11 protein-coding genes are annotated in these 12,681 nt (G+C 34.6%); 8 read left to right on the top strand and 3 right to left on the bottom strand.

Annotated elements, in window-relative coordinates; all coding sequences use genetic code 11:
• Window positions 1–24: 24 nt before the first annotated feature.
• The 3 genes from I130_RS12945 to I130_RS12935 all read left to right on the top strand — a co-directional run bounded on the left by I130_RS12945 (window position 25) and on the right by I130_RS12935 (window position 4,516).
• Window positions 25–2,064 carry a urocanate hydratase gene (locus I130_RS12945; RefSeq protein ID WP_034923940.1) on the top strand — a complete coding sequence of 680 codons (2,040 nt, stop codon included), beginning with the start codon at window positions 25–27 and terminating at the stop codon, window positions 2,062–2,064.
• Window positions 2,065–2,092: 28 nt separating this feature from the next.
• Window positions 2,093–2,635 (top strand): DUF4136 domain-containing protein, encoded by a 543-nt coding sequence (locus tag I130_RS12940; protein WP_034923938.1) that lies wholly within the window; start codon window positions 2,093–2,095, stop codon window positions 2,633–2,635.
• A 123-nt stretch (window positions 2,636–2,758) separates the two neighbouring features.
• Complete coding sequence (locus I130_RS12935; RefSeq protein ID WP_034923936.1) at window positions 2,759–4,516, top strand: aromatic amino acid hydroxylase; 1,758 nt, start codon at window positions 2,759–2,761, stop codon at window positions 4,514–4,516.
• Between the two features lie 217 nt (window positions 4,517–4,733).
• Here I130_RS12935 and I130_RS12930 read toward each other — a convergent pair whose 3' ends face one another.
• The 3 genes from I130_RS12930 to alaS all read right to left on the bottom strand — a co-directional run bounded on the left by I130_RS12930 (window position 4,734) and on the right by alaS (window position 9,357).
• Complete coding sequence (locus I130_RS12930; protein ID WP_034923933.1) at window positions 4,734–5,348, bottom strand: DUF4230 domain-containing protein; 615 nt, start codon at window positions 5,346–5,348, stop codon at window positions 4,734–4,736.
• A 390-nt stretch (window positions 5,349–5,738) separates the two neighbouring features.
• Window positions 5,739–6,701 carry a GSCFA domain-containing protein gene (locus I130_RS12925; RefSeq protein WP_034923930.1) on the bottom strand — a complete coding sequence of 321 codons (963 nt, stop codon included), beginning with the start codon at window positions 6,699–6,701 and terminating at the stop codon, window positions 5,739–5,741.
• A 40-nt stretch (window positions 6,702–6,741) separates the two neighbouring features.
• Window positions 6,742–9,357 carry an alanine--tRNA ligase gene (gene alaS / locus I130_RS12920; protein WP_034923928.1) on the bottom strand — a complete coding sequence of 872 codons (2,616 nt, stop codon included), beginning with the start codon at window positions 9,355–9,357 and terminating at the stop codon, window positions 6,742–6,744.
• A gap of 131 nt (window positions 9,358–9,488) precedes the next feature.
• Here alaS and I130_RS12915 point away from each other — a divergent pair, with 131 nt between their 5' ends.
• The 5 genes from I130_RS12915 to I130_RS12895 are packed head-to-tail and all read left to right on the top strand — an operon-like array spanning window position 9,489 to window position 12,652.
• Window positions 9,489–10,466, top strand: coding sequence for a M23 family metallopeptidase (locus I130_RS12915; protein ID WP_034923925.1), 978 nt, complete (start codon window positions 9,489–9,491; stop codon window positions 10,464–10,466).
• Window positions 10,466–10,795, top strand: a complete 330-nt coding sequence (locus tag I130_RS12910; RefSeq protein WP_034923923.1) for a MerR family transcriptional regulator — start codon at window positions 10,466–10,468, stop codon at window positions 10,793–10,795. The genes I130_RS12915 and I130_RS12910 overlap by 1 nt, the downstream gene beginning before the upstream one ends.
• Window position 10,796: 1 nt before the next feature.
• A complete protein-coding gene (locus I130_RS12905) occupies window positions 10,797–11,396 on the top strand; it encodes a LemA family protein (protein WP_034923920.1) in 600 nt (199 codons plus the stop codon).
• 8 nt (window positions 11,397–11,404) lie between these two features.
• Window positions 11,405–11,845: a TPM domain-containing protein gene (locus I130_RS12900; RefSeq protein WP_034923918.1), complete on the top strand. Its 441-nt coding sequence runs from the start codon at window positions 11,405–11,407 to the stop codon at window positions 11,843–11,845.
• Window positions 11,846–12,652: a TPM domain-containing protein gene (locus I130_RS12895; protein ID WP_034923915.1), complete on the top strand. Its 807-nt coding sequence runs from the start codon at window positions 11,846–11,848 to the stop codon at window positions 12,650–12,652.
• Window positions 12,653–12,681: the final 29 nt, after the last annotated feature.

Genomic DNA, 12,681 nt, shown 5'->3' with positions numbered 1-12,681 from the left:
CTGTCAATTTAAAATAGCGCATTAATGAATTTTAAAGATCTTATCCTACAGGGAATTCCTCCCACTTTGCCAGAGAAAAGAACCTATGATCCCTCTGTAAATCATGCTCCTAAGAGAAAAGAAATTTTAAATTCTGAAGAAAAAACCCTTGCGCTAAGAAATGCTTTGCGATATTTTGAACCAAAACATCATCCTACTTTAATAACAGAATTTAAAGAAGAACTTGAAACCTACGGAAGGATCTATATGTTTAGATTTAAACCGACTTACGATATTTACGCCAGACCGGTAGAAGAATACCCAGGACCTTGTTTACAGGCTAGAGCTATTATGCTAATGATCCAGAATAATTTGGATCCAAAAGTTGCTCAACACCCTGAAGAATTAATCACTTATGGTGGAAATGGTGCCGTATTCCAAAACTGGGCGCAATATTTATTGGTGATGAAGTATTTGGCTCAAATGGAAGATGACCAGACCTTGGTTATTTATTCCGGGCACCCTATGGGGTTATTCCCTTCCAACAAAAATGCTCCACGTGTGGTAGTAACCAACGGGATGATGATCCCTAATTATTCCCAACCAGATCACTGGGAAAAATTTAATGCGCTTGGTGTGACTCAATATGGGCAAATGACTGCAGGAAGCTATATGTATATTGGGCCTCAAGGTATTGTCCATGGAACCACTATCACCGTATTAAATGCGGGTAGAAAAATAGCTAAAAATAAAGAAGATCTAGCTGGTAAACTTTTTATTACCTCTGGTTTAGGAGGAATGAGTGGCGCGCAACCAAAAGCGGGAAATATCGCTGGATGTATTACCGTATGTGCTGAAATAAATCAAAAAGCAGTTCATACACGTCATTCTCAAGGCTGGGTAGATGAAGTTTGTACAGATCTTAATGAATTAACTAAAAGAGTAAACCTAGCTAAGCAAAACAAAGAAGTGCTTTCCATCGCTTATCAAGGTAATATTGTAGATGTTTGGGAACATTTTGATAAAGTGAACCTTTTTGTAGACCTTGGAAGTGATCAAACTTCCTTACACAATCCATGGGCTGGAGGATATTATCCGGTGGGGATGAGTTTGGAGGAATCTAATGAGATGATGGCTAATGATCCTGAGGAATTTAAAATTAAAGTTCAGGAAAGCTTGTGCAGACAAACTACTGCTATAAATAAACACACCAATAAAGGAACTTATTTCTTTGATTATGGAAATGCATTCCTATTAGAGGCGTCCCGGGCAGGTGCTACTATTTATAAAAATAAGAACGGGGAGTTTGTAAATTCCAATTCCTTTAAAACATCAGATCTAGAAAGCGCCCCTTTTGCATATCCTTCTTATGTACAAGACATCATGGGACCAATGTGTTTTGATTATGGATTTGGACCATTTAGATGGGTTTGTGCTTCTGGACTTCAGGAAGATCTAAACAAAACAGACCAAATTGCTACGGAAATTTTAGAACGATTAAAAAAGGATGCTCCAGAAGAGATCCAATCTCAATTATCTGATAATATAAAATGGATCAAGAATGCTAAAGCTAATAATTTGGTTGTAGGCTCAAAAGCCAGAATCCTATATGCCGATGCAGTTGGAAGAACCGAAATCGCAAAAGCTTTCAATGATGCAATTGCCGAAAATAAAATAGGCACTGTTGTTCTAGGAAGGGATCATCATGATGTTTCAGGTACAGATTCTCCTTTTAGAGAAACCTCTAATATTTATGATGGTTCAAGGTTTACTGCCGATATGGCAATACAGAATGTGATAGGTGATAGCTTTAGAGGAGCTACCTGGGTGAGCATCCATAATGGTGGTGGCGTAGGCTGGGGAGAGGTTATTAATGGTGGTTTCGGTATGGTTCTTGATGGTACTATAGAAGCGGAAAACCGCTTAAAATCTATGCTGTTTTGGGATGTAAATAATGGTTTAGCAAGACGGTCTTGGGCACGAAATAAGGAAGCTATTTTTTCTGTAAAACGTGCAATGGATCAAGAGCCAAAACTTAAGATCACGATCCCAAATCTTGTAGACGATGCGTTGTTTTCAGAATAAAGACCACAAACCATTTAAAACTTGATTTATGAAATTCTTTAAAATTACAGCAGTGCTATTATTATTAGCTGTGGGCATCACGTCATGCAATACAGTTAAAGTAGCATCAGATTACGATCAGAAAGTAGATTTTAATCAGTACAAAAGTTTCGCGTTTTTTAAGCCTGGAATAGATAAAGCTGATATTTCCGATCTAGACAAAAAACGTATTTTAAGAGCTATTGAAGAAGAGATGATCTCCAAAGGCTTTACCAAATCTGAAGAACCAGATCTATTGGTTAGCATCTTTACTAAAACCAAAGAAAACATCAATATCTATCAGAATAATAGATATGGTTACGGCTATGGCTGGGGATGGAATCCTTGGTACTGGGGTGGTGGATCAAATACAGTGAACACTACAAGTGAAGGAACTCTTTACATAGACCTTATAGATTCTGAGGGAAAAGAATTAGTCTGGCAAGGTATGGGTACCGCCGCACTTGCTAAGGAAGTAAATAAAAAGCAAGAGCGAATTAGCGAGATCGTAGAAAAAATATTCGAAAAATATCCTCCGGGACAAACAAAATAAAATAACTGAAGCCTCCAAATTGGAGGCTTTTTTATTGCTTAGTATTATTCAGAAAAAAGCAAAGGCTGTATATTTGGGTTCCTATTTTGTATCTTTATAATCACATTTAATGAGTTACCCAATATGTTAGAAAAAATTGAATCTAATGCAATTTTAGATAGGCTTCCCGCACATCTAAAGCAATTTATTAAACCTCAAGATTATACTGATTATAGCGCTATAAATCAGGCCGTTTGGAGGTTTGTAATGCGTAAAAATGTTCAATACCTTAGTAATGTCGCACATAAATCTTATTTAGAAGGTTTAAAGCAAACTGGTATTTCAATAGACCACATTCCCAATATGTATGGGATGAATAGGATCTTGCAAGAAATAGGATGGGCTGCAGTTGCCGTAGATGGATTTATTCCACCAGCTGCATTTATGGAATTCCAGGCCTATAATGTATTAGTGATTGCCAGCGATATTAGACAGATAGATCATATAGAATATACTCCCGCTCCAGATATTATTCATGAAGGTGCAGGACACGCTCCAATTATTGCAAATCCAGAGTACGCGGAATACCTAAGAAGATTTGGTGAAATTGGTTGCAAGGCGATTTCCAATGCAAAGGATTATGAGATGTATGAAGCAATAAGACATCTCTCTATAATAAAAGAGGCCGAAAATACTCCAGAAAATGAAATAAAAGCTGCGGAAGCTAAAGTAGATTATTTACAAAATAATATGGGGGAGCCAAGTGAAATGGCTCAAATAAGAAATCTTCACTGGTGGACAGTAGAATACGGTCTTATTGGAACTGTAGAAGAGCCTAAGATTTATGGAGCAGGCTTGCTATCTTCTATTGGCGAAAGTGCTTGGTGTATGACCGAGAAGGTTAAGAAAAAAACATACTCTATTGAGGCAGCAAAACAGGAGTTTGATATTACTAAGCCACAGCCGCAATTATATGTAACTCCAGATTTTGCTCATTTAAGCAGCGTTTTAGAAGAATTCGCAAATTCTATGGCATTAAGACGAGGAGGCTTGGAAGGTATCAATAAGCTGATTAATTCCAAAATTTTAGGAACCATAGAATTAAGCACTGGCTTAGAGATCTCTGGAGATTTCATTAAAGTAATAGAATCAGATAATAAACCAGTATATTTTCAAACTACAGGAAAAACAGCCTTATCTTATAGAGGTAAAGAACTTGTAGGCCATAGTGTAAACAATCATCCTGAAGGCTTTGGGTCTCCTATTGGTCTCTTGAAAGGAATTAATTTAGCAATAGAAGATATGAGTCCGCGCGATTTAAAAGCCTATGACATTTATGAAGAAAAGAAAATCTCTTTTGAATTTGAAGGTAATATAAAGGTAATAGGAACTATTGTTACAGGAACTCGAAACCTACAAGGAAAAATTATCCTCATTAGACTTAAAGATTGTACAGTAACCCATGGTGAAGAAAGCTTGTTTAAACCAGAATGGGGACATTACGATATGGCGATAGGGAAAGTCGTAATTTCAGCATTTGCAGGCCCTGCAGATCCTTTATCTTTCGATTTAATAACTCACACTCCATCCAGTACAACTATTAAGAGCAAAAAGAATCAAGATAAATTAGAACTTGAGTCTCTATATGAAGCTGTTAGGAATAGCAGAGAAGGTAAGGATACAAAATTTTCTCTTCAGGCCACTTTTGATCTAGTAAAAAAGCATCATCATAATGATTGGTTGCTTTCTATAGAAATTTATGAATTAATATTCCATCAAGATCCAGAATTCGCTAGAGAAATTAAAGAGCATCTTAATAAATTAGAAGTAAGAAGGCCAGATGTCGCTCATCTTATAAATAGCGGATTGGAGTTAATAGAAAACGACCTAGTTTTAGATTAAAGTATAAAAAATAATTTATTGAATTTGAGACCCCCCTATCAATTATCTTAACAAATATTTGATAGGGGTTTCTCATTCTATTTTATTTGGCTCTCTAAAGATAAATCCAAATAGAAACAATCAATTAGCTCTTGATTAAAAAAAAAATATCTGAAGAACCAATGTGGGATTATTTGGTTCAAAACTGCTTCTTAGGCCAATATTTAGACAAATAACATTAGAACTTCAACGATTCCATCGCATTGGAACTTTCAATTTCGTTTCCATTATATTCCAATTTCCACCCCATTGTATTTGTGAGAATATATATTTTTTGAAGCTCACTAATCAATCTATTTTTAGCGTTGGACTTAAGAGTAGACTTTTCTATTTTCGTCTTTAAAGACTTCTCTATTCTCTTCTTAATATTGTTATAATCTTCTGCTTCGAATTGATTTAAATAATCTTGAGTTACATCGTAATATTGAATATTGGGATTTATTGAGATCTCTTCCTCTGGAATAAAAGTGATGGTCACTGTTTTTGTATCTGGATTAACTTCAGTTTTAAGCTTACTTAGATCATATGCAATAGTTACATCTGCATTTACAATAATCAATGCCTTTTTTCTTGCAGATAGCACATCTAAATAGAACTTTTTAGAATCTTTATAAGAGAATACTTGCGCAAAGTTACCTTCTGTAACCACCAATTTTCCTACATTCTTGATCTGCTTTTCAATTAAACCTGTACTCTCAATTAACTGATCTCTATCCTTCTGCTTATCGTCGAAATATTGATAAGCTATAAAGCCAATGATTACTAAAACAACTAAAAGTAAAACCTTTCTCATGTCTAAAACTTTGACGCAAGATACAAATATGTTTAGATGCTAATTGAAATTAAAAGAAACCGAAAAGACATAAAAAAAACTAATGGACGGCCCCACCCGTCCATTAGCTATTAATTCTAAAATCTACCCCAACAAATTTTAGAAACTTAGTTCAAAAAACATATCAAAAGACACAAAGTGAACTCTAATATTGGTTTTAAAACTTAATTAAAAGTACAAAAAAAAATTAGGGTTTTAATAATTTAACATAAAATTATCTTGTTAAAATTTTATAAATCAAGGTTTTAGGTTTGAACTTATCATCAAGTTATTAACAATTAGAAACGGAAATCAAGAAAGAATTTGCCAACTAAAATCCCTTTGCTAAGAATTATATCATAAAGAAGTATTTTAAAATTTAACTCTAGGGATTTTATATTTTAGATGGAGGATCTTTTCTTCCAGATCCTTTAAAAATAATTGATGCTTTTCTGAATTTTCATTGAATGCTTTATGAGCTAAACCTTTATGAATTATTTCAATAGATTTAAATAATTCCAAGGCGCTTTTATCCATCCAAACTTCAGTGAAATGAGCCCATATATGGCTTATGGCGAGAGAACTGGGATGTAGCATATCATCGGCATAAAACCTATAATCTCTTAGTTCATCCAACATAATTTCAAAAGCAGGAAAATAAAAACAATCACTTGAATTCTTAAATTTTTGAGCTGCTAAAAATTGATGAATACTTGTAATTAAATGAGCTTTACTTTGTTGATTTTCAACGAATCCATCTTTAATATGTCGCACAGGAGAGACGGTAAAGATTATTTGAATATCAGGATTTATTGTTAATAAACATTGAAAAGTACTGTTAATAACATCCTGAATTTCTTTAACATTTAGAAGCTCTTTATTAAAGTTTTTCTGACTTAATTTGTGACAATTGGCTACAGATTGACCCGTTTTCAGTTCTTTATAATGCCAAGAAGTTCCAAAAGTAAATACGATATGAGTAGAAGTTTCTAAAAATGAGCGAGTAGTTTGTAAGCCTTCATTTAAGTTGAATAATAACTCTTTCTTATTTGAAGCATTCATACAAGAATGCGTATCAAAACAATGCCATTGCTCGTTATGAAAAAAAATATCCTTTTCTTCATAAATATAAGCATCAGCTACTTTTTTAATAAAATTACCGATCGCTTCTGGATGATAAAAAATTCCAAATGGGTTTCTAAGATTTTGAAATTGATAGTAATCCAACTTCTCCCCTATATTTTCTACAAAACATGAACCCAATAATAAGATCTTAGAAGTGTGATCTATTTTAGGTTCTTGTTCTATTTTGGGTACAGACGTCTTGAATTTCATTTTTCTTGTATCTCTGTTCCTATTTGTTAAAGACTGTTTATTATTCTAAAAAGCTCTTAGCATTATTTAAAGCCTCTGTAATTCCTTGTGGATTTTTTCCTCCTGCAGTTGCAAAGAAAGCTTGGCCACCACCTCCACCTTGGATATATTTCCCTAATTCTCTTACAACTTTCCCAGCGTCTAAACCATTTTGTTTTACCAATTCTTTAGAAATATAGCAAGACAACAAGGCCTTACCATCATTTTCTGCAGCCAATAATAAAAATAGGTTATCATTATTTTCACCTAGCTGAAATGCAAGATCTTTTATTCCACCAGCATCCAGATCTACTTTTTTAGCTAAAAAGGAAACCCCATTAATTTCAGTTAATTCTTTCTGTAATTCCCCTTTAAGATCTTTTGCTTTTTCTCTTAATAAAGCATCCAATTGCTTCTTCAAATTCCCATTTTCTTCCTGAATATTCTGAATTGCTTTTAATGGATTTTTAGTATTCTTAAGCTCAGCTGAAATATCGCTTAAAACAGCAGTTTGCTCTGTGAAATAAGATTTAACAGCGTCTCCTGTTATAGCTTCAATCCTTCTTATTCCTGCTGCAACAGCACCTTCAGAAGTGATCTTGAAATACCAGATATCTGCAGTATTATTAACGTGAGTACCACCACAAAGTTCCATAGAACTTCCAAATTTTATGGCTCTCACAGAATCTCCATATTTTTCTCCAAATAAAGCAATCGCTCCTTGATCTATAGCTTCATTGTAAGTTAAATCACGTTGTTCATTCAGTTTAATTTGTTCATGAATTCTGAGATTAACAAAATGTTCTACTTTGGTTAATTCTTCTGAAGTAAGTTTACTAAAGTGAGAAAAATCAAACCTTAAATGACCATCATTCACCATAGAGCCTTTCTGTTCTACATGAGTACCAAGCACGTGTCTTAAAGCCTGATGAAGTAAATGGGTGGCAGTATGGTTCGCTTCCGTTCTTCTTCTTTTAGTAACATCTACTTTCGCCATTAATAAACTAGATAAGTCTTTAGGCAAAGTCTTAGTAAAATGAATGATTAGGTTATTCTCTTTTTTAGTGTCTAAAACTTCGATCTTCAAAGCATCTAAACTTAAAAGAACACCCCTATCTCCTACTTGACCTCCTCCTTCCGGATAGAACGGAGTTTTATTTAAGACTATTTGATATAGTTGACCATCTTTCTTACTATCAACCTTTCTATATCTAGTAATTTCTACCGGTGACTCTACAACATCGTAGCCTATAAATGGAACATCCTCTTCTTCACCGCGAACAGTCCAATCTCCAGCTATAACTACAGAAGCAGCTCTAGATCTATCTTTTTGTTGTTTTAATTCGGCATTAAATTCTTTTTCATCTAAACTATAACCACGCTCTCTTAATATAAGCGCTGTAAGATCTATAGGAAAACCAAACGTATCAAAAAGTTCGAATGCTTTTTTTCCTGAAACAACTTTAGCTTCAGATTCATTAATGATTTTTTCAAGTAAAACAAGTCCTTGATCTAAAGTTCTTAAAAAAGACTGCTCTTCTTCTTTAATTACGATTTCAATTAAAGATTTTTGAGATTTAAGCTCTGGGAAAGCTTCTCCCATTTGAGTGCTTAAAGTTGAAACCAATTTATAGATAAAAGGCTCTTTAGTATCTAAGAAAGTAAATCCGTATCTAATGGCTCTTCTCAAAATACGCCTTATCACATATCCTGCACCAGTATTACTTGGCAATTGTCCATCTGCAATAGAAAATGCAACTGCGCGAACATGATCTGCAATTACCCTGATAGCAATATCTATTTTCTCAGATTCCCCATAAGTTGAGTTTGTCACCTTTTCAATGCTAGAAATTAGCGGAGTAAAAACATCGGTATCATAATTAGACTTTTTGCCCTGAAGTACCATGCACAAACGTTCGAATCCCATTCCGGTATCTACATGCTGTGCAGGTAGTTTTTCTAAAGAACCATCTGCTTTTCGATTAAATTCCATGAAAACAAGATTCCAGATCTCAACCACCTGTGGATGATCTGCATTTACAAGATCTCTTCCCGGAACGGCTGCTTTTTCTTCTTCGCTTCTAAGATCCACATGAATTTCTGAACTTGGACCGCAAGGACCTTGGTCTCCCATTTCCCAAAAGTTATCCTTTTTGTTCCCAAATATAATTTTGTCTTCAGGAACTATGTCTTTCCATAGATCATATGCTTCCTGATCTAGTCCCAGCTTATCATTATCTGATGAGCCTTCAAAAACAGATACATATAATATATCTTTTTTTACTTTAAAGACCTCTGTTAAGAGCTCCCAAGCCCAATGAATTGCTTCAGTCTTAAAATAATCTCCAAAACTCCAGTTTCCTAGCATCTCAAACATGGTGTGATGGTAAGTGTCCATACCCACTTCTTCCAGATCATTATGCTTCCCGCTAACGCGAAGACATTTTTGAGTATCTGTAAGTCTATTATGCTTTGGCACGGTATTTCCTAGAAAATATTCCTTAAATTGGTTCATTCCTGCATTGGTAAACATCAAGGTTGGATCGTCCTTAATGACCATTGGAGCAGACGCTACAATTTCATGGGATTTAGATTGAAAAAATTCGAGGTATTTTGAACGTATCTCTTGAGATTTCATATTCTGAAAAAAGTCAAATAATTAATTAATTGGAGAGTGAGAAAACAATTTTTATATTTGTTCGTTACTCATTACCCATTGCATGATTTTTGCATGATAATATACCCGCAAAAATAAGATAATTTTAATATATGGCGAAGGTTAAATATTATTACGATAGTGACACACTTTCATATAAAAAAATAGAACATAAAAGTGGAAGAAAATTCGGTTTTGCTCTTATTGGAGTTGCCGGGGCTTTTCTAGCTGGATTTGTTTTATTGGTCATCTATATCAACATTCCTCAGATTGAGACGCCAAAGGAAATGGCTCTTAAACGTGAATTGCAAAACATGCAATTACAATATAATATCGTCAATAAAAAAATGGACCAGATAGAAAATGTCTTAGCCAATGTAGAAGATAGAGATAACAACATTTATAGACTTTATTTTGAGTCTAATCCCATTCCAGAGGAACAACGTAAAGCTGGATTTGGTGGGATAAATAGATATAGGAATCTGGAAGGCTACGAAAATTCTAAATTGATTACTGAAACCAATCAAAGAATGGACATTCTCTCCAAACAAATTGTAGTACAATCTAAATCTTTAGACGAAATTGCAATTCTTGCTGAGGAGAAAGAAAAATTATTGGCAGCAATTCCTGCTATTCAGCCTGTAAAAAATGAAAATTTAAAGCGAATTGCGTCTGGTTACGGCTGGAGAAATGATCCTTTTACCAAGGTAAAGAAATTCCATTTCGGAATGGATTTTTCTGCTCCAAGAGGCACGCCTGTTTATGCAACAGGGGATGGACGAATTGAAAGAGCAGACAACAGATCTACAGGTTATGGAAATCATATAAGAATAGATCATGGTTATGGGTACACAAGCCTTTATGCACATTTATATAAATATAATGTTAGAAAAGGTCAAAACGTAAAGCGTGGAGATGTTATTGGATTTGTAGGTAGCACAGGTCGATCTGAAGGACCACACTTACATTACGAGATCTTTATGAATGAAGATAAAATTAATCCTATTAATTTCTACTACGGAAATCTTTCTCCTGAAGAGTTCGATCAGGTACTTATTAAAGCGCAACAAGAAAATCAATCTCTGGATTAATGCATATAGACCTACCGGAAAAAAGATATTATGCTATTGGCGAAGTTGCTGAAGCTTTTGGAGTTAACACCTCTCTAATTAGATTTTGGGAAAAAGAGTTCGATGCTCTAAAACCGAAAAAAAATGCGAAAGGCAATAGACTTTTTACTCCACAGGATATTAAAAATCTTGAATTAATATATCATCTTGTAAAAGAGCGCGGTTTTACACTAGAAGGTGCAAAAATTCATTTAAAGGAAGAAAAGAAGAAAACTCTTAGTAACTTTGAAATTATAAGAAAACTTCAGACCGTAAAATCTGAACTTACACAAATTAAAAATCAACTATAACATGAAAAAATGGCTTATCCCGACAATTGCAATTATTGTCTTAGGTATAATTATTTACAGTACTACTGTAGGATTTAACAACACAGCAATTGTAAAGCAGGAAGATGCTAGAGAAACTTGGTCCAATGTGGAAAGTTCTTACCAAAGAAGAAACGACCTTATTGGTAATCTTGTTAAAACAGTTCAAGGCGCAGCAGATTTTGAAAGAGGTACCCTAACAGATGTTATTGAGGCAAGATCAAAAGCTACAGGAGTAACTATAGATCCAACTAATATCACTCCAGAGCAGATGGCTCAGTTTCAACAAGCACAAAGCGGAGTTTCATCAGCATTATCAAGACTTCTAGTAACGGTAGAACGTTATCCTGACTTAAAAGCAAATCAAAACTTCTTACAATTACAATCTCAATTAGAAGGAACCGAGAATAGAATTAATGTAGCCAGAGATAGGTACAACGCTGCCGTTACAGAATTTAATAAATACATAAGACAATTCCCGAATACTATTTTTGCAGGTTGGTTTGGTTTTGACCAAATGGTGAGATATGAAGCAGATGCAGGTTCTGAAGATGCTCCAGATGTAGATTTCGATTTTAAATAGATTTTGAGATGAGTAAAATTGAAGATTTTTTGACCAAGCAAGAAGAAGAAGAAATTGTTGATGCAATACGTAAGGCAGAAAAAGCTACTTCCGGTGAAATAAGAGTACATATAGAAAAAACCCATGGAGCCAAAGATATCTTTGAACGCTCCATGGAAGTTTTTCATCTCTTAAAAATGGATAATACCAAAGAAGAGAATGGCGTGCTTATCTATGTTGCTGTTGAAGATCGCGACTTTGTGATCTATGGTGATAGTGGAATTAATCAAGTGGTACCAACCGATTTTTGGGAAAGTACTAAAGATGCAATCGTTGCTCAATTTAAATCGGGTAATTTTAAACAAGGCCTGATAGATGGGATCTTAAAAGCTGGAATCGAATTACAAAAGCATTTTCCTTGGAACGAAAATGATATTAATGAACTTCCCAATACAATATCTAAAGGATAAATGCAGAATTCCAAATTTTCATTTCTAATAACTTTTTTATTTTTACTGTCATTTTCAATTGATGCGGTGGCACAATTGGACGTTCCACCAAAGCCCAAGGAGGAAACAAGTGTTTATGATTCTGCAGATATGCTAACGCCTTCTGAAGAGCAAATGCTAGAACAAAAATTAATTAGTTATGCAGATACCACGTCCACGCAAATTGTAATAGCAACCATAGAATCCTTAAATGGAGAATATATTGGATTGTATGCTCCAAAATGGGCCCAAGAATGGGGAATTGGTCAAGCTAAAGAAGATAATGGATTACTGATTTTAATTTCTAAAGTAGATAGAAAAATATGGATAACCACTGGTTATGGCTTAGAAGAATATCTAACAGATTTTAATACAAAAGACATTATAGAAAATATCATCCTGCCTGAATTCAAGAACGGTTCCTTTTATGGAGGATTAGATCAGGGAACTACTGCAATATTTGAAGTGCTAAACGGTAGTTTTAAAGGTTCACCTGTTAGAGATAATAAATCTACAGGAATCCCGATCAATCTAATTGTTATGGGAATTTTCTTTGTGATTTTTCTTATTTCATTAGCTAAAAAGAATCGAAATAATAAAGGTGGACCAGGAAATAGTAGCGGAATGGGAAGCACTTTATTAAATGCCATAATCCTTAGTAGCCTTGGAAGAGGTGGTTTTGGTGGTGGTAGTTCTGGAGGCGGCGGATTTGGTGGCGGCGGAGGCGGCTTTGGTGGTGGCTTTGGTGGCGGTGGATTTGGTGGTGGTGGTGCCGGTGGAAGCTGGTAATATTTCAGTTAGTAGTTAGTGAAAATAAA

Source organism: Gillisia sp. CAL575 (assembly GCF_000403785.1).
In the GTDB taxonomy this organism is placed as follows: domain Bacteria; phylum Bacteroidota; class Bacteroidia; order Flavobacteriales; family Flavobacteriaceae; genus Gillisia.
The sequence above is the reverse complement of the archived record's forward strand: the minus strand, read 5'-3'. Positions and strand labels throughout refer to the sequence as shown.

Coding starts and splice junctions, on each gene's coding strand:
- I130_RS12915 (WP_034923925.1), top strand. CDS start 9,489: ATGGCGAAGGTTAAATATTATTACGATAGTGACACACTTTCATATAAA.
- I130_RS12930 (WP_034923933.1), bottom strand. CDS start 5,348: ATGAGAAAGGTTTTACTTTTAGTTGTTTTAGTAATCATTGGCTTTATA.
- I130_RS12900 (WP_034923918.1), top strand. CDS start 11,405: ATGAGTAAAATTGAAGATTTTTTGACCAAGCAAGAAGAAGAAGAAATT.
- I130_RS12940 (WP_034923938.1), top strand. CDS start 2,093: ATGAAATTCTTTAAAATTACAGCAGTGCTATTATTATTAGCTGTGGGC.
- I130_RS12945 (WP_034923940.1), top strand. CDS start 25: ATGAATTTTAAAGATCTTATCCTACAGGGAATTCCTCCCACTTTGCCA.
- I130_RS12905 (WP_034923920.1), top strand. CDS start 10,797: ATGAAAAAATGGCTTATCCCGACAATTGCAATTATTGTCTTAGGTATA.
- I130_RS12925 (WP_034923930.1), bottom strand. CDS start 6,701: ATGAAATTCAAGACGTCTGTACCCAAAATAGAACAAGAACCTAAAATA.
- I130_RS12935 (WP_034923936.1), top strand. CDS start 2,759: ATGTTAGAAAAAATTGAATCTAATGCAATTTTAGATAGGCTTCCCGCA.
- I130_RS12910 (WP_034923923.1), top strand. CDS start 10,466: ATGCATATAGACCTACCGGAAAAAAGATATTATGCTATTGGCGAAGTT.
- alaS (WP_034923928.1), bottom strand. CDS start 9,357: ATGAAATCTCAAGAGATACGTTCAAAATACCTCGAATTTTTTCAATCT.
- I130_RS12895 (WP_034923915.1), top strand. CDS start 11,846: ATGCAGAATTCCAAATTTTCATTTCTAATAACTTTTTTATTTTTACTG.